Origin of the sequence: Streptomyces sp. NPDC101393, from assembly GCF_044767385.1 — a bacterium.
Taxonomy (GTDB): Bacteria; Actinomycetota; Actinomycetes; order Streptomycetales; family Streptomycetaceae; genus Streptomyces.
This window is the reverse complement of the sequence record NZ_JBIWNU010000009.1, coordinates 266,215-284,970: the sequence shown is the minus strand read 5'-3', so window position 1 is coordinate 284,970 and position 18,756 is coordinate 266,215. Positions and strand designations below refer to the sequence as shown.

At 70.8% G+C, this 18,756-nt stretch carries 14 protein-coding genes, 1 tRNA gene and 1 pseudogene; 11 read left to right on the top strand and 5 right to left on the bottom strand.

From position 1 onward, the window contains the following. Positions 1–2 precede the first annotated feature (2 nt). Positions 3–1,157 (top strand): acyl-CoA dehydrogenase family protein, encoded by a 1,155-nt coding sequence (locus ACIRQ7_RS28440; RefSeq protein ID WP_401469902.1) that lies wholly within the window; start codon positions 3–5, stop codon positions 1,155–1,157. 199 nt (positions 1,158–1,356) lie between these two features. On the opposite strand, the gene ACIRQ7_RS28435 is transcribed toward ACIRQ7_RS28440, so the two are convergent. Then, positions 1,357–2,949, bottom strand: a complete 1,593-nt coding sequence (locus ACIRQ7_RS28435; protein ID WP_404265491.1) for a beta-N-acetylhexosaminidase — start codon at positions 2,947–2,949, stop codon at positions 1,357–1,359. Between the two features lie 229 nt (positions 2,950–3,178). Here ACIRQ7_RS28435 and ACIRQ7_RS28430 point away from each other — a divergent pair, with 229 nt between their 5' ends. Together ACIRQ7_RS28430 and glmS are read left to right on the top strand one after the other, a co-directional pair. Further along, the gene (locus ACIRQ7_RS28430) at positions 3,179–3,478 is read left to right on the top strand and encodes a hypothetical protein (RefSeq protein WP_401469897.1); all 300 of its coding nucleotides are present in this window, start codon (positions 3,179–3,181) and stop codon (positions 3,476–3,478) included. A 104-nt stretch (positions 3,479–3,582) separates the two neighbouring features. Beyond that, complete coding sequence (glmS, locus tag ACIRQ7_RS28425) at positions 3,583–5,412, top strand: glutamine--fructose-6-phosphate transaminase (isomerizing) (protein ID WP_404265490.1); 1,830 nt, start codon at positions 3,583–3,585, stop codon at positions 5,410–5,412. Between the two features lie 434 nt (positions 5,413–5,846). Here glmS and ACIRQ7_RS28420 read toward each other — a convergent pair whose 3' ends face one another. Continuing rightward, positions 5,847–6,368: a universal stress protein gene (locus ACIRQ7_RS28420; protein ID WP_401469891.1), complete on the bottom strand. Its 522-nt coding sequence runs from the start codon at positions 6,366–6,368 to the stop codon at positions 5,847–5,849. A 1,019-nt stretch (positions 6,369–7,387) separates the two neighbouring features. Between ACIRQ7_RS28420 and ACIRQ7_RS28415 the strand changes: the two genes are divergently transcribed. The 3 genes from ACIRQ7_RS28415 to ACIRQ7_RS28405 all read left to right on the top strand — a co-directional run bounded on the left by ACIRQ7_RS28415 (position 7,388) and on the right by ACIRQ7_RS28405 (position 9,491). Continuing rightward, on the top strand, positions 7,388–8,683 hold the full coding sequence (locus tag ACIRQ7_RS28415; protein ID WP_404265489.1) for a GlxA family transcriptional regulator: 1,296 nt from the start codon (positions 7,388–7,390) through the stop codon (positions 8,681–8,683). A gap of 5 nt (positions 8,684–8,688) precedes the next feature. Next, complete coding sequence (gene orn / locus ACIRQ7_RS28410; RefSeq protein ID WP_401469885.1) at positions 8,689–9,306, top strand: oligoribonuclease; 618 nt, start codon at positions 8,689–8,691, stop codon at positions 9,304–9,306. Between the two features lie 109 nt (positions 9,307–9,415). Next, a tRNA-His gene (locus tag ACIRQ7_RS28405) sits at positions 9,416–9,491 on the top strand. A gap of 101 nt (positions 9,492–9,592) precedes the next feature. On the opposite strand, the gene ACIRQ7_RS28400 is transcribed toward ACIRQ7_RS28405, so the two are convergent. After that, on the bottom strand, positions 9,593–10,243 hold the full coding sequence (locus tag ACIRQ7_RS28400; RefSeq protein WP_404265488.1) for an NAD(P)-dependent oxidoreductase: 651 nt from the start codon (positions 10,241–10,243) through the stop codon (positions 9,593–9,595). 137 nt (positions 10,244–10,380) lie between these two features. Here ACIRQ7_RS28400 and ACIRQ7_RS28395 point away from each other — a divergent pair, with 137 nt between their 5' ends. Further along, positions 10,381–11,310, top strand: coding sequence for a helix-turn-helix domain-containing protein (locus ACIRQ7_RS28395; RefSeq protein ID WP_404265486.1), 930 nt, complete (start codon positions 10,381–10,383; stop codon positions 11,308–11,310). Positions 11,311–11,325: 15 nt separating this feature from the next. Here ACIRQ7_RS28395 and ACIRQ7_RS28390 read toward each other — a convergent pair whose 3' ends face one another. Further along, positions 11,326–12,363, bottom strand: coding sequence for a LacI family DNA-binding transcriptional regulator (locus ACIRQ7_RS28390; protein WP_404265629.1), 1,038 nt, complete (start codon positions 12,361–12,363; stop codon positions 11,326–11,328). Positions 12,364–12,678: 315 nt separating this feature from the next. Between ACIRQ7_RS28390 and ACIRQ7_RS28385 the strand changes: the two genes are divergently transcribed. The 4 genes from ACIRQ7_RS28385 to ACIRQ7_RS28370 all read left to right on the top strand — a co-directional run bounded on the left by ACIRQ7_RS28385 (position 12,679) and on the right by ACIRQ7_RS28370 (position 17,500). Continuing rightward, positions 12,679–13,986, top strand: coding sequence for an ABC transporter substrate-binding protein (locus ACIRQ7_RS28385; protein WP_404265485.1), 1,308 nt, complete (start codon positions 12,679–12,681; stop codon positions 13,984–13,986). Beyond that, complete coding sequence (locus tag ACIRQ7_RS28380) at positions 13,983–14,957, top strand: carbohydrate ABC transporter permease (RefSeq protein ID WP_403668109.1); 975 nt, start codon at positions 13,983–13,985, stop codon at positions 14,955–14,957. The genes ACIRQ7_RS28385 and ACIRQ7_RS28380 overlap by 4 nt, the downstream gene beginning before the upstream one ends. Before the next feature lie 123 nt (positions 14,958–15,080). After that, the gene (locus tag ACIRQ7_RS28375; RefSeq protein ID WP_404265628.1) at positions 15,081–15,935 is read left to right on the top strand and encodes a carbohydrate ABC transporter permease; all 855 of its coding nucleotides are present in this window, start codon (positions 15,081–15,083) and stop codon (positions 15,933–15,935) included. Between the two features lie 164 nt (positions 15,936–16,099). Continuing rightward, on the top strand, positions 16,100–17,500 hold the full coding sequence (locus ACIRQ7_RS28370) for a GH1 family beta-glucosidase (RefSeq protein WP_404265484.1): 1,401 nt from the start codon (positions 16,100–16,102) through the stop codon (positions 17,498–17,500). Between the two features lie 133 nt (positions 17,501–17,633). On the opposite strand, the pseudogene ACIRQ7_RS28365 reads toward ACIRQ7_RS28370, so the two are convergent. Further along, a pseudogene (locus ACIRQ7_RS28365) lies at positions 17,634–18,530 on the bottom strand (chitinase); the annotation flags it as partial. Positions 18,531–18,756 lie beyond the last annotated feature (226 nt).

Here is an 18,756-nt window from a genome sequence, read left to right as displayed (position 1 = left end):
CCATGTCCCTGGACCACCGTCTCCCCTCCGAGCTGGAAGAACTCCGGCGTACGGTCGAGGCGTTCGCGCACGACGTCGTCGCGCCCAAGATCGGCGAGTACTACGAACAGCACGCCTTCCCCTACGAGATCGTGCAGGAGATGGGCCGGATGGGCCTGTTCGGCCTGCCGTTCCCCGAGGAGTACGGCGGCATGGGCGGCGACTATCTCGCGCTGGGCATCGCCCTGGAGGAGCTGGCCCGGGTCGACTCCTCGGTGGCCATCACCCTGGAGGCCGGCGTCTCCCTCGGGGCCATGCCGCTCTACCACTTCGGCACCGAGGAGCAGAAGCGCGAGTGGCTGCCCCGGATGTGCGCGGGCGAGGTGCTCGGCGCGTTCGGCCTCACCGAGCCGGACGGCGGCTCGGACGCCGGCGGCACCCGCACCACCGCCGTGCGCGACGGCGACGAGTGGGTGATCAACGGCAGCAAGTGCTTCATCACCAACTCCGGTACGGACATCACCGGACTGGTCACCGTCACCGCCGTGACCGGGCGCAAGGACGACGGCCGCCCGCTGATCTCCGCGATCATCGTGCCGTCCGGCACCCCGGGCTTCACCGTCGCCGCCCCGTATTCCAAGGTCGGCTGGAACGCCTCCGACACCCGCGAGCTGTCCTTCTCCGACGTCCGCGTGCCGGTCGCCAACCTGGTGGGCGAGGAGGGCCGCGGCTACGCGCAGTTCCTGCGCATCCTCGACGAGGGCCGGATCGCCATCGCGGCGCTGGCCACCGGCCTGGCGCAGGGCTGTGTCGACGAGTCGGTGAAGTACGCCGGGGAGCGGCACGCCTTCGGCAAGCCGATCGGCGCCAACCAGGCGATCCAGTTCAAGCTCGCCGACATGGAGATGCGCGCCCACACCTCGCGGCTGGCCTGGCGGGACGCGGCCTCCCGGCTGGTGCACGGCGAGCCGTTCAAGAAGGAGGCCGCGATCGCCAAGCTCTACTCCTCGGAGATCGCCGTCACCAACGCCCGGGAGGCCACCCAGATCCACGGCGGCTACGGCTTCATGAACGAGTACCCGGTCGCCCGCATGTGGCGCGACTCCAAGATCCTGGAGATCGGCGAGGGCACCAGCGAGGTCCAGCGGATGCTGATCGCCCGGGAGTTGGGCGTCTGACGGGCCGGGCGGGCCCCGCGCCCGCCCGCGGCCGGCTCGGGGCGCCCGGGCCGGCCGGGCAGCGGCCGTCCACGTACGCCCCCTGCCCCCTGCCCCCTGCCCCCTGCCCCCGCGAACTGACGGGCGGGCCGACGCGCACGGCCCGCCGGTCAGCCGGGCGCGGAGCTGACCGGCGCCGTCCGGCGCCGGTCGGTTCAGATCACTTCGCGGGCCACGGCACCTCGGGCGAGCGGTAGTACCCGATGCCCATCGCGTCCCATCGGGGTCCCTGGGCCGCCAGCCGCTTCTTGTACGCGTCCCAGTCGTGCGTGGACGCCGGCGACCAGCCCAGCTCGGCGATGCCGGGCAGCCGGGGGAAGGCCATGTACTCGATGTGCGCGGACGTCGACAGCGTCTCGGCCCACAGGGGCGCCTCGACGCCGAGAACGGACGAGGCGGGCGCGCCCTCCAGATACGTTCCCGGGTCCCAGTCGTAGGAGCGCCGGACACTGACGTAGCCGGCCCAGGACAGGCCCAGCGGCGTGTTCTTGTCGTACTTCATGTCGAGGTAGGCGCGGTCGGCGGGCGAGAGGATGACCGGGGTGCCGTTCTGGGCCGCGGTGGCGACCTGTGCGCGTTCGGCGGCGGAGGTCTTGTCATAGCCCCAGTACTGGGCGACGTTGCCCTTCGCCGGGTGTGCGCCGGTCAGCTGGTGCCAGCCGATCGCCGTCTTGCCGTATTTGGCGACCACCGGCTGTACCCGGTCCATGAACGCCACATAGTCGTCGTGGCTGGTGGAGTGCGCCTCGTCGCCGCCGATGTGGAGGTAGCGGCCCGGCGTCATGGCGGCCAGCTCGCGGATGACGTCGTCGACGAAGTCGTACGTCCGCTGCTTGGGCACGCACAGCGAGCTGAAGCCGACCTCGGTGCCGGTGTAGAGCGGCGGGGCCTGGCCGTTGCAGTTGAGTTCGGCGTACGAGGCCAGCGCGGCGTTGGTGTGGCCCGGCATGTCGATCTCGGGGACGACGGTCAGATAGCGGCTGGAGGCATAGCGGATGATCTCGCGGTAGTCGTCCTGCGTGTAGAAGCCGCCCTTGCCGCCGCCGACCTGGGTGCTGCCCCCGTAGGTCGCAAGCTTCGGCCAGGACTTGATGGCGATCCGCCAGCCCTGGTCGTCGGAGAGATGCAGATGCAGCTTGTTGATCTTGTAGAGGGACAGCTGGTCGATGTAGCGCTTGACCTGCTCGACGGTGAAGAAGTGCCGCGAGACGTCCAGCATCGCGCCGCGGTGGCCGTAGCGCGGGGTGTCGGTGATCGTGCCGCCGGCGATCGTCCAGGGGCCGCGCTGCTCGGTGCGCCGCTCGGCGCTCGCGGGCAGCAGCTGGCGCAGCGTCTGCACGCCGTGGAAGAGGCCGGCCGGGCGGGCGGCGCTGATGGTGACCGAGCGGCCGCCCGAGGTCAGCCGGTAGCCCTCCGCGCCGAGCTTCCCGGTACCCCGTCCGCCGAGCTGGAGGACGATGCCGTCCCGGCCGTCCTTGGTGGTCACCGGGAGATCGAAACCGGTGGCGGGCCGCAGCAGCCCCGCGAGGTAGCCGGCGACCTTCCTGGCCTCGCCCGAATTGCCGGGCACCCGGATACGGGTGCCCTCGCCGAGCGTGTACGCGGCGCCGCCCGGGACCACGGATGCGGGCGCGGGGACCACCCGGTCCAGCGTGGCGGCCGGGGCGGCGGCGGGCTGCGGGGGTACGGCGGCGGTTCCCATCCCCGCCGCCGCGACCAGCAGCAGCGAAAAGAGGAGTCTGCGTCGTCTCATCGACGGTCCCTTCGGCGAGCACCGTGCGAGGCACGGGTGGTGGACACCTAGGGCGTGTCTTCAGGGTCAGCCCTACGGCATGGCATGGAGCGACCGAACGGTGACCATGGGTACCGTGCGCCTCGGATCCGGTCAAGGTTTAGACCACTTTCCGGCCGCCATCCGGTGGGCTTGCCCGATATCGGGCAGGTTTCTTGCGAAAGTCTCCGCCGCCACGCAGTATCGACGGGTGCTCGAACGTCCTACCCGCAGCGCCGACCCGGCGCACGCGCCCCACGAAGACCTGGTGGACCACCTTGTGCGCAGCACACCGCTGCAGCGCGGCGAGGCCGCCAGGGTGGTGCTCGACGTGCTGGCGTACTTCGACGAGACGACCGGCGACTTCGTCCGCCGGCGCCATCGCGAGCTGCAGTCCCAGGGGCTGCGCAACGACGAGATCTTCGACCGGATCCGCCACGAGATGCGCCGCCGCGCCGTGGCCCCGCCGGATCTCTCCATGCGCCAGCTGCGCCGCCTCATCTACGGCTGAAACCGGCCGCCCCGGACACCCGGACCCGGGCACGAACAGTCATCAGCACACCGCAAGCGACAACACCGGCTTCGGCCGCCTGGCACCACTCGGAGGGTCACTGTATGTGCGGGATCGTCGGATACATCGGCAAGCGCGACGTCGCTCCGCTGCTCCTGGAGGGCCTGCAGCGCCTGGAGTACCGCGGCTACGACTCGGCCGGCATCGCCATCCACGCCAAGGGCACCGGCAAGGCCCCGGGCGGCCTGAAGACCGCCAAGGCCAAGGGCCGGGTCCGTGAGCTGGAGTCCCGGCTGCCGAAGAAGTTCGCCGGCAGCACCGGCATCGCGCACACCCGCTGGGCCACCCACGGCGCGCCCACCGACGAGAACGCCCACCCGCACGTCGACGCCTCCGGCAAGGTCGCGCTGGTGCACAACGGCATCATCGACAACGCCTCCGACCTGCGCGCCCGGCTGACCGCCGACGGCGTCGACTTCGTCTCGGAGACCGACACCGAGGTGCTGACCCACCTGATCGGCCGCTCCACCGCGCCGACCCTGGAGGAGAAGGTCCGCGAGGCGCTGCGGCACATCGAGGGCACGTACGGCATCGCCGTGCTGCACACCGACTTCGCCGACCGGATCGTCGTCGCCCGCAACGGCTCCCCCGTCGTGCTGGGCATCGGCGAGCACGAGATGTTCGTGTCCTCCGACGTCGCCGCGCTGGTCTCGCACACCCGCCAGGTCGTGACCCTGGACGACGGTGAGATGGCCACCCTCAAGGCCGACGACTACCGCACGTACACCACCGAGGGCTCCCGTACGACGGCGACGCCGGAGACCGTCGAGTACGCGGCCGAGTCCTACGACTTGGGCGGCCACGACACGTACATGCACAAGGAGATCTCCGAGCAGGCCGACGCGGTGGACCGCGCGCTGCGCGGGCGGATCGACGACCGCTTCTCCACCGTGCATCTCGGCGGCCTGAACCTCGACGCCCGCGAGGCGCGCGGGGTGCGCCGGGTGAAGATCCTGGGCTGCGGCACCTCGTACCACGCCGGCCAGATCGGCGCGCAGATGATCGAGGAGCTGGCCCGCATCCCCTCGGACGCCGAGCCGGCCTCCGAGTTCCGCTACCGCAACCCGGTCGTGGACCCCGACACCCTGTACGTGGCGGTCTCCCAGTCCGGTGAGACCTACGACGTGCTGGCCGCCGTCCAGGAGCTCAAGCGCAAGGGCGCGCGGGTGCTGGGCCTGGTCAACGTCGTCGGTTCGGCGATCGCCCGGGAGACCGACGGCGGCATCTACGTGCACGCGGGCCCGGAGGTCTGCGTGGTCTCCACGAAGTGCTTCACCAACATGGTCGTCTCGTTCGCGCTGCTCGCGCTGCACCTCGGCCGCATCCGCGACCTGTCCGTGGCGGACGGCAAGCGGATCATCGAGGGGCTGCGCAAGGTGCCCGCCCAGATCACCGAGATCCTGGAGGGCGAGGCCGAGATCAAGAAGCTGGCGGAGCTGTACGCGGACGCCAAGTCGATGATGTTCATCGGCCGGGTGCGCGGCTACCCGGTGGCCCGTGAGGCGTCGCTGAAGCTCAAGGAGGTCTCCTACATCCACGCGGAGGCCTACCCCGCCTCGGAGCTCAAGCACGGCCCGCTGGCGCTCATCGAGCCGGCGATGCCGACCGTCGCGATCGTCCCGGACGACGACCTGCTGGAGAAGAACCGGGCCGCGATGGAGGAGATCAAGGCCCGCAGCGGCCGCATCCTGGCCGTCGCCCACCAGGAGCAGCAGAAGGCCGACCACACCATCATCGTCCCGAAGAACGAGCCGGAGCTGGACCCGATCCTGATGGGCATCCCGCTCCAACTGCTCGCCTACCACACGGCATTGGCCCTCGGCCGTGACATCGACAAGCCGCGCAACCTGGCGAAGTCGGTCACGGTGGAGTAGTCAGGGCGTGTCCGACGGCTTCGCGCGCGCCACCGTGCGCGCGAAGCCGCCGCCTCCCCTTGCCGGCGTCGCCCATACGCCGACGGATGCCACCGCCCCGGGAACCGTCACCTCCCGGCCGGCAGCACGCAGTTGCCGTGTGCGCGGCCGCCGGGGCCCCGAGGTGCGGCGCGCTCACGTGACCGGTTCCTACCCCTCACAAGCGCACAATCCACCTCTACCCGTCGGTAAAGCTGACGGCTGCCCACAATCCCCATGACGCCCCCTCAATTGTGCGCATGCCGAGAAGAAGTGATCGTCCGGCACGTTTCACCCCAGGGAGGGCGGGAGGGGCGCCGCGGCCCCAACAGCCGCCCCTGCGCGGGCGCATGAAGGGGCCTCAGGGGCCCGTGGAGGCGCCGCGGGGGTCGCTGTGGGGTTCGGCGTGGTCCGGGTCAGGGAATCACTATGACGGGCCGCTGAGCGCGCCGCGCCAGCCGTCCGGCGACCGAGCCGAAGATCCGGCCGACGATGCCGTGCGTGGAGCCCACCACGATCGCGTCGGCCTCGTACTCCCGGCCGACCTCTTCGAGCTCGTGGCAGATGTCGCCGCCGCGCTCGACGAGGATCCACGGAACCTCGCTGAGATGCTCGGCGCAGGCGAGCTCCAGACCCAGCACTTCCGTGCGGTGATCCGGGACGTCCACGAAGACCGGGGGCTCGCAGCCCGCCCAGACGGTCGTCGGCAGCCGATTGGCCACATGGACGATGATCAAACCGGAGCCGAGGCGCCCGGCCATACCGATTGCATACGCCAACGCCCGCTCGCTCGACATGGAGCCGTCGAAGCCGATCACGACGCCGTGCCGGAAGGCAGGGTCGCAGGAGTGGCGTGTCTCTTCTGCCGCTTCGAGGTCCGCCATCGGATCGGCGACCTGCTTGCGGTTCGCGGGTTCGGGGATTTCGTGACCGGCCATTGGTGTCTCGGCGAGGACGTCCTCTTGCGGAGGGGCGAACGGGGAACGGCGATTGACTTGATCCGGCAGTTGACTGAGCTGGCTCGACTGAGGCCGGGAGCCATAGTTCAAAGAGGAACGATACGACTGGGAATCATCTTCCCAAGCCGATACCCCAAGAGTACGGCGCCACTCCCCCGCTGCCCAGAGCCTGCGGTGGACGCGGGGCGCCCGCGCGGGCGGGTCAGGGCCTCGAACGTTCCCCGGAGCATGCCGGAGCGTGGCCCGGATGGCAATGCCCCGCCCTGCCCCCGTACGTACCCATCGCGGTGACCCATGATCGGCGGCGGCGTTGTAGTAGCTGCCCGTCCGAAGGGAGCCCGCGGTGCCCGTACCGTCCGAGAGATCACCCGACCCGGTGAGTGAAGTCGTGCGCTGGGGGGCGTTCAGCTGTGCGCTGGTCCCCCTCGTCCTGATCATGAGCGGTGCCTCGTTCGGCGGCGCCGCCGGCACCGCCGCCGGGCTCGCCGCGGTGACCTGTGCCTGCCGGGCACTGCTGCGGAAATCCGAACGCACCGTGGCCAGGGTCCGCACCGAAAACGCCGGACGGCACCGGGACAGAAGCGGGCGTATGGGGACAGGGGCGCACGGGGGCGGATGCCGTCCACGAGGGCGCACGCCGGGCGAATAAGTCACCCGCAAGTCCGCGCGCAACCGTTTTCAGCCAACTTCTAGCCGAGACCCTCCCCTTGCCCGAACCACCCCCCAACCCGGGCGTGAGCAGGGAGGAAAGGACCGCTGGGCATGGTTGTGCCCTACTGCGAACGGGCAGAGCCGAGACGCGCACTTCCCATGCAGGCCCGACGAGTGGAACGCTTCGTGATCGAATGCTTCGCGCCAAGTTGCCATATCGACATACCAGCGAGTGGTGAACTTGGCACTCCATCCTCACGGGACACAGTAGATTCGATCTTGGTAGTTACGGCGGGGGAACTGTGCAGTACCGAGAGGGCGAGACGACCGAGGGGGGCTTAAGTGCCATGAGCCAGGACTCCGCTGCCGTACCAGACGCTGCACGCAAGCTCGCTGCCCGACGACGCCGCGAAATAGTCGCGGTGCTCCTCTTCAGCGGCGGCCCCATTTTCGAGAGCTCCATTCCGCTCTCGGTCTTCGGCATCGACCGACAAGACGCAGGGGTTCCGCGATACCGACTGCTTGTGTGCGCGGGCGAAGAAGCGCCTTTGCGCACGACCGGGGGGCTCGAACTATCGGCCCCCTACGGGCTGGAGGCGATCGCCCGCGCAGGGACGGTCGTCGTACCGGCCTGGCGTTCCATCACCCAGGCCCCGCCGCCCGCAGCGCTCGACGCGCTGCGCCGCGCACACGAAGAAGGGGCCAGGATCGTCGGGTTGTGCACGGGGGCGTTCGTCCTCGCGGCAGCCGGACTACTCGATGGCCGCCCGGCGACGACCCATTGGATGTACGCACCGACGCTCGCCAAGCGTTATCCGTCCGTCCATGTCGACCCCCGGGAGCTGTTCGTCGACGACGGCGATGTGCTCACCTCCGCGGGGACGGCGGCAGGCATCGACCTGTGCCTGCACATCGTGCGGACCGACCACGGCGCGGACGCCGCGAACGCGCTGGCCCGCCGGCTCGTCGTACCGCCCCGCCGTACCGCCTCCGACATGGGGCACCAGCGCTACCTCGACAGGTCATTACCTGAAGAGATCGGCGCCGACCCGCTCGCCGAGGTCGTCGCCTGGGCGCTGGAGCATCTCCACGAACAGTTCGACGTGGAGACGCTGGCCGCGCGCGCCTATATGAGCCGCCGTACGTTCGACCGGCGATTCCGCTCCCTCACGGGAAGCGCTCCCCTGCAGTGGCTGATCACCCAGCGGGTGCTGCAGGCCCAGCGGCTGCTGGAGACCTCCGACTATTCGGTCGACGAGGTCGCGGGGCGCTGCGGATTCCGTTCACCGGTCGCACTGCGCGGCCACTTCCGGCGGCAGCTGGGCGCCTCGCCCGCGGCCTACCGCGCGGCCTACCGCGCGCGACGGCCGCAGAGCGGTGCGCCCGACTCGGCCCTGCGGCCGGAGCGGCCGGACCGTCCCGAGCGCGGCGAACGTGCCCCGCTGGGCATCGGCGGTCCCGACCGGTTCGCCGCCGCGGCGGCGGCCGGACACAGCCAGGCGGCCGCACTGACGGCATCCGAAACGGGCGAAGCGGCCAAATCGCACACGGATGCCTTCACCTCGCGGCTGCCGGAAGCACCTGTCGGCAGGGGCACCGGCCGCCCCGTGCTGCCCGGCCAGCGTGAGCGCCCCGTAGGGTGAGGCCCATGAACGATCGCATGGTGTGGATCGACTGCGAGATGACCGGTCTCTCGCTGGCGAATGACGCGCTCATCGAGGTGGCCGCACTGGTCACCGACTCGGAGCTGAATGTCCTGGGCGACGGGGTGGATGTGGTGATCCGCCCCCCGGCCGAGGCACTGACCACCATGCCGGAGGTGGTGCGCCAGATGCACACCGCCTCCGGGCTGCTGGAGGAGCTGGACGACGGCACGACGCTGGAGGCCGCTCAGGCACAGGTGCTTGCCTACATCAAGCAGCATGTGCGGGAGCCGGGGAAGGCTCCGCTCTGCGGGAATTCCGTCGGCACGGACCGCGGCTTCCTGCTGCGCGACATGCCGACCCTGGAGAGCTATCTCCACTACCGGATCGTCGATGTCTCGTCCGTGAAGGAGCTGGCCCGCCGCTGGTACCCGCGGGCGTACTTCAACAGCCCGGACAAGAGCGGCAACCACCGGGCGCTGGCGGACATCCGCGAATCCATCGCGGAACTCCGCTACTACCGGGAGGCCGTCTTCGTGCCGCAGCCCGGCCCCGACTCGGACACCGCGAAGACGATCGCGGCGAAGCACGTTCTGCCTGCTGAGCCGCAGTCCACGACGTAGTGACCCAGCTCGCTCCCGGGGGCAGGAAACCCGGGAGCGAGCACCCCTCCAGACCCTGTACACTTTTCCTCAGCCGGTGGGGAAAAAGAACCACACAGCACCGGTCATGGTGGGTATAGCTCAGCAGGTAGAGCACCTGGTTGTGGTCCAGGATGTCGCGGGTTCAAGTCCCGTTACTCACCCCAAGAGATCGGCCCCCGGCCTGCGGAAGCAGGCCGGGGGCCGATGTCGTTGTGCCCGCTGTGGGTGACGGACGCTCAGCCGCCGCGCCGGCCCGTCCTCCTCGTCAGTAGCCGACCGTGAAGCGCGCGCCCGGGTGGCGGGGCCGCTCCAGCTCGTCGACGAGGGCCACGGCGTAGTCCTCGGTGGAGATGCGGCTGCTGCCGTCCTGGCCGGTGATCAGGTCGTCGGTGGCGGTGCGGTAGCTGCCGGTGCGCTCGCCGGGGGCGATGGTGGCGGCCGGGCTGAGGTTGGTCCAGCTCAGGTCCGAGACGCTGCGGTAGAAGTCCAGGGCATCACCGTGCGCGTGCATGATCTGCAGCAGGAAGTCCGGCAGGCCCTCCGCGTCCCAGACCTGCTTGCCGTCGGGGGTGCGCAGCGAGCCGGCGCCGCCGACGGTGATCAGGCGGGGCGCCGCGTCACCGAGGCTGCGCAGACCGGCGACGAGGGACCTGGCGGCGGGTTCGATGGTGGCGAGGTGGCCCGGTCCGTCGCCGCCGCCGACCGCGCTGATCAGTACGTCCTGCCCCTTGGCCGCGGCGGCCACGGATTCCGCGTCGAGGACGTCGCCGGTGGTGACGGTCAGGTTCGGGTGCGTCGTGGTGATCTTCGCGGGGTCGCGGACCACCGCGGTGACCTGGTGACCGCGCCGCAGGGCCTCGTCAAGGATGCGGCTTCCGATGGTGCCGTTGGCCCCGAAGAGAGCGATCGTGGGCATGCTGGGTTCTCCCTGCTGGTCAGGCGTCCGGAGGCGACGTGTCCGGTGTGGACTGTCGTTTTCCGTCAGCCGTGCTGTTGATGTCTTCTACGCTAGGGGTGCCATCGGGGCTTTTCGGGGTAGCGAGAGGACCGGTGATGGTCAAAAAGCGACACATGGGAGAGGGGCCCGGTCCTCTGATCCCGGAGGTGGCGTTCTCGGCGCCGGCCGGGCGGCCCGCCGGGGTGGAGGTGATGACGCTCGCCGAGCTGCGCGGGCGCGCGGACCGCTGCCAACTCGCCACCCCGCACCGTCCCGGTTTCCACCATCTGCTGGCCGTGGACAGCGGGCGGCTGGTGCACTCCGTCGACTTCCGGGAGCATCCGCTCACGCCGGGCGACCTGCTGTGGTCGCGGCCGGGGCAGGTCCAGCATTTCGGTGATCTGTCGGGGGCCGAGGGGCGGCTGGTGCTCTTCGAGTCCGGTTTCCTGGACCCGGCCACCGCCGCCACGGCCCGGATCGAGGACTGGTACGGGCCGCCCGTACGGCACCTGGACGGGGCGGCGGCGCGGGGGGTGGACGAGGCGCTGGGCCAGCTGCACCGCGAGTTCGGGGCGCTGGGCGTGCTGCCGTTGGACGTGCATCTCGACGTGCTGCGGCATCTGCTGGCGGTGCTCGTGCTGCGGGCCGCGTATCCGGGCGGGCCGCAGGGCGGCGTCACGGGCCCCGGGGACGGGAGCTGCGAGGCGGGCGCGACCTATCTGCGGTTCCGGGACGCGGTGGAGCGGGATTTCACCCGCAGCCGCCGGGTCGCGGACTACGCGCGCTCGCTGGGCTATGCGCCGCGCACCCTGTCGCGGGCGACGGAGGCCGCCGCCGGGGTCGGTGCGAAGGAGTTCATCGACCGCAGGGTGGAGCTGGAGGCCAAGCGGCTGCTGGCGCACGGCGATCAGCCGGCGGCCCGGATCGCGGACCGGCTGGGCTTCGACGACGCCACCAACTTCACGAAGTTCTTCCAGCGGCGGGCCGGCACCACCCCGATCGCGTTCCGTACGGCCGTACGCGGCGGGGCCGGCCGGACGGGGTGAGCGGCGGGCCGGGGCTCAGGTCGAGGCTCTGATCACCAGTTCGGTGGGGAGCACCAACTGCGTCCGGGCGGTGGTGTCTTCGGCTATCCGGGCGAGCAGCGCCCGGACCATGGCCCGGCCCATCTCCTCTATCGGCTGGCGGACGCTGGTCAGCGGCGGCTCCATGTGGCGGGCGACCGAGGAGTCGTCGAAGCCGATCAGCGCGACGTCTTCGGGGACCCGGCGGCCGTGCTCGCGGAGCACCGCGCGGGCCCCGGCGGCCAGCACGTCGGAGGCGGCGAACACCGCGTCCACGCCGGGTCGGCGCTCCAGCAGCGCGGCCATGGCGCGCCGGCCGCCCTCCTCGGTGAAGTCGGCGTGCGCGATCAGGGCCGGATCGGGCACGCGGGCGGCGGCGGCCAGGGCCTGGCGGTAGCCGTCCAGCCGGCAGCGGGCGACGTACATGTCCAGCGGGCCGGTGAGGGTGGCGATGGTGCGGCGGCCGCCGGCGATGAGGTGTTCGGTGGCGAGGCGGGCGCCGCCGGCGTTGTCGGAGTCGACGTACGGCACGGTTTCGTCCGCTGTGCGCCGGCCGCTGAGCACGGCGGGCATCTGGATCTGCTCCAAATAGCCGGGGAGCGGGTCGGCGCCGTGCACGGAGACCAGCAGGACGCCGTCGACGCGGTGCGCGGCCAGGAACTGGCCGAGGCGCCGGCGCTGCTTCGGGGTGCCGGTCAAGGTCAGCAGCAACTGCACGTCGGTGTCGGCGAGTTCGGCGCTGACGCCGCGGATGATGCCGGAGAAATACGGTTCGGCGAACAGCCGGGTCTCGGGCTCGGGGATGACCAGCGCGAGGGCGTCGGTGCGGTTGGCGGCCAGTGCGCGGGCGGCGCGGTTGGGGACGTAGCCCAGCTCGGCGACGGCGCGCTCCACGGCGGCGCGGGTGGCGGGGCGCACGCGGGGGGAGCCGTTGATGACGCGGGAGGCCGTGCCGCGGCCGACGCCGGCGCGGGCGGCAACGTCTTCGAGGGTGGGCCGGCCGGTGCGCCGCCCGCCGTGTGCCGTCGCTGTCATGCTGACCGCCTCCCCTTCCAGGGCCGTGCCGCCCGAGCCGGGCCGGCCTGCCATGACGCCCTGCCGGGCCGGCCCGGCGGTGATGGTGGTGCCATTGAACAGCCCTGCGTTGACGGCGAGTTGAGCCGGTGTGCCGTTCGGTCCACGAACGGCCACGGTGCAGGACGACTTCGCGCGCACTCCCTTGACACCACGTGGGGTTGCGGTGACCCTTCAACTCATCACGGCTGGGAGCGCTCCCAAGGTACCGAATCCCTACACCTCTCGTACGCACTCGTACACACCCGTACGTGCCAGGGCACCAGGAGGACGCACATGCGCACCGGTTCCACCACACCCCGCAAGGTGGTGACCCTCACGGCCGTCGCCGCGCTCGGCGCCGCACTGCTCGCCGGCTGCGCCGACGACAGCGGTGGCGACGACGCCGGCGGCAAGACCGTCATCACCGTAGGCACCTTCGGCGTCTTCGGCTACCAACAGGCCGGTCTGTACAAGGAATACGAGAAACTGCACCCGGGCGTGAAGATCAAGGAAAACGTGATCGAGCGCAACGACGCCTACTATCCGCAGCTGCTCACCCACCTCGCGGCGGGCAGCGGGCTCTCCGACATCCAGGCGATCGAGGTCGGCAACATCAACGAGGTGGTCACCACCCAGGCCGACAAGTTCGAGGACCTGTCCAAGGCCGAGGGCGTCGACAAGAGCCGATGGCTGGACTGGAAATGGGCGCAGGCCACCGCCGAGGACGGCCGGACCGTGGGGCTCGGCACGGACATCGGGCCCACCGCGATCTGCTACCGCAAGGACCTCTTCGGCAAGGCCGGGCTGCCCACGGACCGCGACGAGGTCGGCAAGCTGTGGGCCGGCGACTGGCAGAAGTACGTGGACACCGGCGCGGACTACAGGAAGAAGGCGCCCAAGGGAACGGTCTTCATGGACTCCGCCGCCGGGCTGTTCAACGCCGTCACCAACGGCTACGCCCAGCGGTACTACGACGGCCAGGGCAAGCTCATCTACCGCAACAGCCCTGCGGTGAAGGCTGCTTGGAGCCTCGCGACCCGGGCCGCCGAGGAGAAGATGACCGCCCGGCTCAAGCAGTTCGAGAAGCCCTGGGACCAGGCGTTCGCCAACAACCGCTTCGCGACCGTGGCCTGTGCGCCCTGGATGCTCGGCTACATCAAGGAGAAGGCGGGCGCGGCGGGCGAGGACAAGTGGGACGTGGCGCCCGCGCCGAAGCCCGGCAACTGGGGCGGCTCGTTCATCGGCGTCCCCACGATGGCGAAGCACAAGGCCGAGGCCGTCAAACTGGCCGTCTGGCTGAGCGCGCCGAAGCAGCAGGCCAAGGTCTTCGCCAAACAGGCCAGCATCCCCAGCACACCGGGCTCCTACGAGCTGCCCGAGGTCAAGGACGCCAAGAACCCCTACTTCGGTGACGCCCCGACCGGCAAGATCTTCTCGGCCGCCGCCAAGGGCATCCCGACGCTGGTGATCGGCCCCAAGGACCAGCAGATCATGTCCGCCTTCACGGACGTCGGGATTCTGCAGGTCGAGCAGCAGGGCAAGTCGCCCGAGGCCGGGTGGCAGGCGGCGCTCAAGGAGATCGAGAGCGCGGTGGACGGGTGAGCGGCACGGCGGTGGACGCCGCACCCCAGGCGCCGGCGGACGAGCGCGCGGCCCGCCGCCGGGCCTGGCGCAGCCGCCGCTACCGCTGGGACGTGCGCTACAGCCCCTACGCCTTCATCGCGCCGTTCTTCCTCTTCTTCATCGCCTTCGGCCTCTTCCCGCTCCTCTACACGGGATGGGCCTCGCTGCACCGGGTGGAGCTGTCGGCCCCCAACGACATGCAGTGGGCCGGGCTGCACAACTACACCCGGCTGCTGGGCGACGCGTTCTTCTGGAACGCGCTGCGCAACACCTTCACCATCGGGGTGCTGTCGACCGTGCCGCAGCTGCTGATGGCGCTGGGCCTGGCGCATCTCCTCAACTACCGGCTGCGCGGCTCGTCCTTCTTCCGGGTCGCGCTGCTGACGCCGTACGCCACGTCGGTCGCGGCGGCGGCGCTGGTGTTCGTGCTGCTCTTCGGACGCGACTACGGGTTGATCAACTGGCTGCTGGGGGTGGTCGGCGTCGCGCCCGTCGACTGGCAGAGCGGCACCTGGACCTCGCAGCTCGCGGTCTCCTCGATCGTGATCTGGCGCTGGACCGGCTACAACGCGCTGATCTATCTGGCCGCGATGCAGGCGATCCCCAAGGACCTCTACGAGTCGGCGGCGCTGGACGGCGCGAGCCGCTGGGAGCAGTTCCGGCATGTGACCGTGCCGTCCTTGCGGCCGACGATCCTCTTCACGGTCGTCGTTTCGACGATCGGCGCGACCCAGCTCTTCGGCGAGCCGCTGCTCTTCGGCGGCGCGGCAGGCCAGAAGGGCGGCGCCGCGCACCAATTCCAGACCCTGGGGCTCTACCTCTACGAACAGGGCTGGTTCAACTTCCATCTCGGCCGGGCCTCCGCAGTCGCCTGGGCGATGTTCCTGATCCTGCTGCTGATCGCCGCGGTCAATGTGCTGATCGCCCGGCGGCTGCGCAGGGATCGGTGAGGAGACACTGTGCTGCTCAAGGCCGCGGGGACCGAGCAAAGAAGCGGGCCGGGAAGCGGGCGGGGAAGCGGAGCGGGCGTCGGCGGCGGGCCACCGGGAGCCCGGCGTACGGGACTTCGGCGCATCCATGCCTCGCGTACGGGCCGCGAAGGGGCCGGGCGGACGCTGCGCGCCGGACCGCTCACCCTCGCCGTGCTGGTGCTGTTCACCGTCGGCTCGCTCTTTCCGCTGGTGTGGACGGCGATCGCCGCCTCACGCGACAACGGCCGGCTCGCGCAGACACCGCCGCCCTTCTGGTTCGGCTCCCATCTGCTGAAGAATCTGGGCACGGCCTGGACCGACGGCAACATGGGGCCGGCGCTGGCCAATACGACGGTGGTGGCGGGCAGCATCGCGCTGGGCACCGTGCTCTTCTCGACCATCGCCGGCTTCGCCTTCGCCAAACTGCGGTTCCGGCTGAAGAATCTGCTGTTGGTGCTGGTCATCGCCACGATGATGATTCCGCCGCAGCTCGGGGTCGTCCCGCTCTTCATGACCATCGCCGAGCTGGAGTGGACCAACCATCTCCAGGCGGTCATCCTGCCGACGCTGGTGAGCGCCTTCGGGGTCTTCTTCATGCGGCAGTACCTGACGCAGGCGCTGCCGACCGAGCTGATCGAGGCGGCGCGGATGGACGGCGCGAGCAGCCTGCGGGTGGTGTGGCACATCGTCTTCCCGGCCGCCCGCCCGGCGATGGCGGTGCTGGGCATGCTGACCTTCGTGCAGGCCTGGAACGACTTCTTCTGGCCGATCATCGCGCTCACCCAGGAGAACCCCACGGTGCAGGTGGCTCTGACCGGCCTGGGCCGCGGTTTCATCCCCGACCAGTCCGTGATCATGGCCGGTGCGCTGCTGGGCACGCTGCCGCTGCTGCTGGCCTTCGTCCTCTTCGGCCGGCAGATCGTCGGCGGGATCATGCAGGGCGCGGTCAAGGGCTGAGCCCGGGGGCCGCCACCCTCTTGCCCATGGGGGCCGCCTCCTGGCCCCGGGGCCACCTGCGCCCCGTCTCGCTCTCCCGCGCCCTCTCCCTCTCCCTCTCCCTCTCCCTCTCCTCCGACGGGTCGCCGCCGGCCCGTCCCCCACACCCGAACGGGAGCACCCGAATGACTCATCGCTTTCCTCCTGGCTTCCTCTGGGGCTCGGCGACCGCCGCCTATCAGGTCGAGGGCGCCGCGCGGGAGGGCGGCCGCACCCCGTCGATCTGGGACACCTTCGCCCGGACGCCCGGCAAGGTCCTCGGCGGCGACACCGGTGACACCGCCGTCGACCACTTCCACCGCAGCACGCAGGATGTGGCGCTGATGGCCGAACTCGGCCTGGACGCCTACCGCTTCTCCGTCTCCTGGCCCCGGGTGCAGCCCACCGGACGCGGCCCCGGCGTCCAGCGCGGGCTGGACTTCTACCGGCGGCTCGTCGACGACCTGCTCGCACGCGGCATCACACCGATGCTCACCCTCTACCACTGGGACCTGCCCCAGGAGCTGGAGGACACGGGCGGCTGGCCGCAGCGCGAGACGGCCTACCGCTTCGCCGAATACGCCCGGATCGTGGGCGAGGCCCTGGGCGACCGGGTGGAGTTGTGGACCACCCTCAACGAGCCGTGGTGCAGCGCCTTCCTCGGCTACGGGTCAGGGGTGCACGCTCCGGGCCGCACCGATCCGGTGGCCGCGCTGCGCGCCGCGCACCATCTCAACCTGGCCCACGGGCTGGCCGCCGACGCCCTGCGCGAGGTGCTGCCCGCCCGCGCCCGCCTCATGATCAGCCTCAATCCGGCGGTGGTCAGGGCGCGTTCGGACGCACCGGCCGACCTCGACGCGCGGCGTCAGATCGACGCGCTGGCGACGCGTATCTTCACCGGCCCGCTGCTGCACGGTGCGTATCCGGACGATCTCCTCGCGGACACGGCACCGCTCACCGACTGGGCCTTCGTCCAGGACGGCGACCTCGCCATCGCCCATCACCCCCTCGACGCGCTGGGCATCAACTACTACACACCGTCATTGGTATCAGGGGGCACTGACAACGCCCCGCCGCGGCATGACGGCCACGGCCCGGGAACCCGCTCACCCTGGTCCGGCGCCGAGCACATCGCCTTCCACCAGCCGCCGGGCGAACGCACCGAGATGGGCTGGTCCATCGACCCGTCGGGCCTCTACGACCTGCTGCTGCGCTTCCATCACGAGGTGCCGGACCTGCCGCTCTACATCACCGAGAACGGCGCCGCCTTCGACGACGAGCCGGACGCCTCGGGCGCCGTGCACGATCCGGCACGGATCGCGTATCTGCACGGCCATCTCGCCGCCGCGCACCGCGCCCTCGCCGACGGGGTGGATCTGCGCGGCTACTTCCTGTGGTCGTTGATGGACAACTTCGAGTGGTCCTACGGCTACAGCAAGCGCTTCGGCGCCGTCCACATCGACTACCCGACGCAGACCCGTACGCCGAAGTCGAGCGCCCATTGGTATGCCGGGGTCGCGCGCGCCAACGAGCTGCCGGACGTGTGACGCGCGACCGCCGCCGGCGTACTCACCGGCGGCGCGCGAGGGGACGGGCGCGAAGAGGCGGGGCGCGGCGGGTGGGGGGTGCCGCCGCGCCCCGCGTGGGGCGGTCCGGGAGAGCCCCGGACCGCCGCGGGGTTCAGCCGGTGTACGCGCCGAACGCCTTGGTGAAGTCGAGCGGACCCTGCTCGATCGAACTGCAGGTGGGCTGCGCCGAGTTGGACGCGCCGCCCGCGCAGGCCTTGTCGCGGGTCGAGGACCACATCGACAGCCAGCCCAGGTGCTTCTCCTTGGCGAACTTCACCAGCTCGGCGGCGTCGTCGGTCTGGAAGACCTCGCTCTGGACGTCGTTGACGCCGATCATCGGCGTCACGGCGACGGCCTTCCAGGCGTCCGCGTCGCTCAGGGCGAGGGCCTTCTTGATCTGCCCCTGGGTGGCGGTGGCGGCCTTGGTGGCGTAGGTGCCCATGTCGCCGTCGTAGGAGGGGCCGTAGTCCATCGCCATGATGTTGACGGCGGAGACCTTGACGCCGTTCTTCTTGGCGTCGGCGACCAGGTTCACGCCGTCCGGGGTCAGGCCCTCGGGCATGACCGGCAGGGTGAAGGAGACGTCCAGGCCGGGGTGCTTCTTCTGGAGCTGGGCGATGGCCTGGGCGCGGCGGGTGTTGGCCTCCGTGTTGGGGAGCGCACCGCCCTCGATGTCGAAGTCGACCTTGGTGAGCTTGAACTGGTCGATGACCTTGCCGTAGGCGGCGGCCAGGTCGTCGGCCGACGTACACGCCAGACCGAGTTCGGAGCCGTTGGCGCCGCCGAAGGAGACCCGGACGTCGCCGCCGGCCGCCCTCAGGGCGGGTATCTGCTGGGCGACCGGGTCGCTGCCCAGCTCGCCGGAGCCGCCCCACTTGGGGTCGCAGCCGCCGCCCGAGGTGACGAACGCCAGGTTGAAGTCCTTCACGCCGGTCTTCTTGGCGGTGTCGGCCAGGTCGTAGGCGGGGGCGAGCGAGGTGTCGACGAAGGGGGCGAAGGCGGCGGAGGCCTTGGCCCGGTCGGCGTCGGGCTGCTGCGGGGCCTTGGTGGCCATGGCCGATCCGGCGACGGCGAACGCGCCGCCCGCCACCACCGCGACGGCCGCGGCCGTCCCGACGAGCTTGGTGGTGCGGTTCATGCGCCGACGGTGTGCCGAGGAACTCATCTCGTGCCTGCCTGTCATCACGTGGGGGGTACGGGGGGTGTGCCCGGCACGCTAGCGCCACCGAAACGGA

Coding starts and splice junctions, on each gene's coding strand:
- ACIRQ7_RS28395 (WP_404265486.1), top strand. CDS start 10,381: ATGGTCAAAAAGCGACACATGGGAGAGGGGCCCGGTCCTCTGATCCCG.
- ACIRQ7_RS28435 (WP_404265491.1), bottom strand. CDS start 2,949: ATGAGACGACGCAGACTCCTCTTTTCGCTGCTGCTGGTCGCGGCGGCG.
- ACIRQ7_RS28420 (WP_401469891.1), bottom strand. CDS start 6,368: ATGGCCGGTCACGAAATCCCCGAACCCGCGAACCGCAAGCAGGTCGCC.
- orn (WP_401469885.1), top strand. CDS start 8,689: ATGAACGATCGCATGGTGTGGATCGACTGCGAGATGACCGGTCTCTCG.
- ACIRQ7_RS28390 (WP_404265629.1), bottom strand. CDS start 12,363: ATGACAGCGACGGCACACGGCGGGCGGCGCACCGGCCGGCCCACCCTC.
- ACIRQ7_RS28415 (WP_404265489.1), top strand. CDS start 7,388: ATGAGCCAGGACTCCGCTGCCGTACCAGACGCTGCACGCAAGCTCGCT.
- ACIRQ7_RS28440 (WP_401469902.1), top strand. CDS start 3: ATGTCCCTGGACCACCGTCTCCCCTCCGAGCTGGAAGAACTCCGGCGT.
- ACIRQ7_RS28385 (WP_404265485.1), top strand. CDS start 12,679: ATGCGCACCGGTTCCACCACACCCCGCAAGGTGGTGACCCTCACGGCC.
- ACIRQ7_RS28400 (WP_404265488.1), bottom strand. CDS start 10,243: ATGCCCACGATCGCTCTCTTCGGGGCCAACGGCACCATCGGAAGCCGC.
- ACIRQ7_RS28370 (WP_404265484.1), top strand. CDS start 16,100: ATGACTCATCGCTTTCCTCCTGGCTTCCTCTGGGGCTCGGCGACCGCC.
- glmS (WP_404265490.1), top strand. CDS start 3,583: ATGTGCGGGATCGTCGGATACATCGGCAAGCGCGACGTCGCTCCGCTG.